3 protein-coding genes are annotated in these 3,273 nt (G+C 58.5%); all 3 read right to left on the reverse strand.

The features are described 5' to 3' along the window. The coding region (locus C5P05_RS00830; protein ID WP_232834284.1) for an ATP-binding protein at positions 1-1,835 on the reverse strand (1,835 nt) is incomplete at its 3' end. Between the two features lie 33 nt (positions 1,836-1,868). Further along, positions 1,869-3,026 (reverse strand): TRAP transporter substrate-binding protein, encoded by a 1,158-nt coding sequence (locus C5P05_RS00835; RefSeq protein WP_232834285.1) that lies wholly within the window; start codon positions 3,024-3,026, stop codon positions 1,869-1,871. 2 nt (positions 3,027-3,028) lie between these two features. After that, on the reverse strand, positions 3,029-3,273 hold a 245-nt coding region (locus tag C5P05_RS00840), incomplete at its 5' end, for a sensor histidine kinase (protein ID WP_198674577.1).

The following is a 3,273-nucleotide window of genomic DNA, read 5'->3' on the forward strand; positions in this document are numbered from 1 at the left end:
CCTGCATTGCGGGTGGTGAATCCGTGCGCGAAGATCCGCGTCAGGTTTTCCTCCGGGATGCCCTCACCCTCATCCCTGACGGATACCCGCAAACTGGAGCCACTGACCACGTTCACACGCAGCGTGATCTGGCGCGATTTGAGCGCCACGTTTTCCATGGCGTTCTTGGCGTTGCTGATCAGGTTCACCAGGATCTGCAGCACCCGCGCCCGGTCCAGCCGCAGCATCGGTACCTGCACGAACTCCTTCACCACGGTGATCCGATGGCGCGCGAGTGAGTCGCCGTTCATTCGCAGGGCATCCTCTGCCAGATCGCATATCTGCACCGGCTCGACAATGCTGGAGCTGCCTGCGTAGGACTGCTGGGTGGCCACCACCTCCTTGATGTGATCAATGCTTCGGGTGAGGCGTTCCAGCTCCTCGACCATGCCTTGCTGCTCCTGCGTCAGCGCCAGCGCCAGCTTGCCCAGATAACCCGGCAGCAGCCTGCCCTTGTCGTCAAGGGTCAGAAAATCGCCCAGGTCCGCTGCGTGCTCGTCCATCAATTGCACGGCCCGCGACAAACCCTGGGCTTTGGAGGTGCGCAGCGTGCTGCTGACCAGACCGGCCGAGACGTTGACGCTGTTGAGGATGTTGCCCACGTTGTGCAGCACGTTGGTGGCGATCTCCGCCATGCCGGCCTGGCGCGCTGTGGCGAGCAACTGGGTTCGCGAATTCTCAAGAGATTGCGCCATCTGGTTCATGGCGCGCGCCAGGATGGCGAATTCATGTTCGTGACTTTGCTGTGCCCGTGCGCTGAAATCCCCCGCGGCGACGCGTCGGGAAAAAGTGATCAATTTCGTCACGCCACTCGTAATGCGTCGCGACACGAGGAATGCAACGATGGCGCCCAGCAGCGTGGCGATGGATGCAGTGACAAGGATGGTCCGGCGCGTAAAATTGGCCGCGATTTCGACGCCGTTACGGGTCTGGATGGCTCGCGTGGTGGCGATGGTGTGCATGTCTTCCAGCAAGGGTTCCATGGCCAGCGCAGCTTGCACGTATTGATGCTGGGCGGTCTTGATCGCGCGGACCATTTCTACGTAGCGCTGGTAGATCTGCGCATAGTCGTTTAGCAGCGCTGCCAGGCGCTGATATTCTGCCCCTGGCGGACGAGGCGACTGAAGCAGCGCGCGCAATCCGGTGACGCCCGCCAGAATCAGCTGCAATTGCACCTCGTTGCGATGACTGGTGAAATCGTTTTCATGCTGGCGCAGCTTCTGAAAGCTGTTTCTCAAATCCTGCTGATGGGTGCCGTTGACCCCTTTGATCAGCGCCTCGATCTCCGGCTCCATCTGGTGAAATTTTCCTACCCATTCGGGACCGGCCTGCTCCAATTTTCTTGAGAAATCGAGCACGGTCGAAAATCCATTTTCATACAGTTGAATCTGCACTTCGATATGCTTGATGTTGTCGAGGATGCCGGGATCGGTCGACAGGATTCGAATGCTGGTCAGGTATTCGCGCATATCGGTCAGATTCGATTGCACCAGCGGCTCATAGCGCTCGCGTGCTGGGGCAACCTCAAGGTCATCCATGGAATACAGCAAATCGCTTTCGGCTCGGCGCGCCTTGTGCATCGCCAGTGCGCTGCGCAGGCTGAGGTCGGCCGTCCGGTTATCGACGGTCAAAAGCTTGTTGATGGCGAAAACCGAGCGCTCTTGACTCAGGTAGGCGGCTACGCCCAGCACCAGCACCAGCGCTATGACCACGCCAAATCCAAGCGCAAGCTCAAGTTTCAGGCTGGGTGAGCGCTGCAACCACGACATGTTGCTGGAAGCCTTGTCCAATTTCACGTTGCGCCCCAGGCTTGACGCTTACAGTGCCGGTCACTTCTTGCGGCCATCTTCAACCATCTTCAGAAACTTTTGCACGTTCGCCTCGCCGGCATAGGCGGTAATTTCTTTTACAGCGGGTTCTACCTTGGCCCGGAACGCCTTGAGGTCGGGGCGTGTGACCTTCACCCCGGCATTGACCATTTTGGCGATCAGTTCGTCTTCTTCGGCAATCATTCCTTTGCTCATGCCGTCGCCTGCTGCTTTGCTTTCTTCCCGCACGATTTTTTGCTGCTCCGGCGTGAGCATCGCCCAGCTTTTGACGCTTATGAGGTGGAGCTGGTTGTGGTAAACATGCTGCGTCAGCGCGAGGTGTTTCTGCACCTCGTACAGCTTGTTGTAATAAATGACGTGGAGCGGGTTTTCCTGGCCATCGACCACTCCTTGCGACAATGCCATGTAGAGTTCCTTGAAGGCGATCTTGCTGATCTGCGCGTCCAACGCCTTCATGGTGTCCTCGAGTTGAACCACGGGCGGCACACGTATCTTCAAGCCACGCATATCCTCGGGCTGGTTGATCGGACGCTGGTTGTTGGTCACGTGGCGGAATCCCCATTCCCAGTTGGACAAAATGACGAAGCCCTGCTTCTCGGCAAGCGGTGCCAGCCAGCTCATCGCCGGACCATCGAGCACCCGGTGCGCGTGTTCGTAGCTGTCGAATAGATAGGGCATGATCACAACAGCGAAGGCCTTTTCGTACTTGATGAGGTTGCTCGGGGCGGTCGTGCCCATGGCGATCGCACCGAGCCGGATTTTTTGCAGCGCTTCGTTTTCGCCGCCAAGCTGACCCGCCGGGAAGATATCGAATTTGATTTGCCCATCGGTGCGCTGTTCGACACGCTTGGCAAATTGCATCGCCGCCAAGTGTGTTGGGTGCGTGGGCGCGGCGCCATGAACAAAGATCAATGTGACCGGCTCGGCATGCCCCTTCGCTGCGTAGGCCGCGAAGGCGAACATGGCGATGAATATAAAACGAATCGCTTTCATGGCTTGATTTCCTTTTTCGGTGCGGGATGAAGGTGGAGTCGGAGATGAAATCGCTGGTTCTGCAGGCGTGCTCCGGTGCATGGGTATGAGGATCTTGCGGAAGTCCTCATAGATAGAGGGCATGTCGTCAATCAGCAAAATGCGCCGGTTCTGCAGTGGGTTCATGGTTAGGCCTGTGTTGTGTTGAGCGGAAGTTGCAGTGTGAAGGTCGCGCCCTGGCCGGGGCCGTCGCTGTGGGCGGTGAGGGTGCCGCCCATCTCCTTGGCTGCCAGCGCGCAGCTGTGCAGCCCGAAGCCGTGGCCTGCATTGCGGGTGGTGAATCCGTGCGCGAAGATCCGCGTCAGGTTTTCCTCCGGGATGCCCTCACCCTCATCCCTGACGGATACCCGCAAACTGGAGCCACTGACCACGT

The organism is Rhodoferax ferrireducens, assembly GCF_003347515.1.
Taxonomy (GTDB): Bacteria; Pseudomonadota; Gammaproteobacteria; order Burkholderiales; family Burkholderiaceae_C; genus Rhodoferax.

Coding starts and splice junctions, on each gene's coding strand:
- C5P05_RS00835 (WP_232834285.1), bottom strand. CDS start 3,026: ATGAACCCACTGCAGAACCGGCGCATTTTGCTGATTGACGACATGCCC.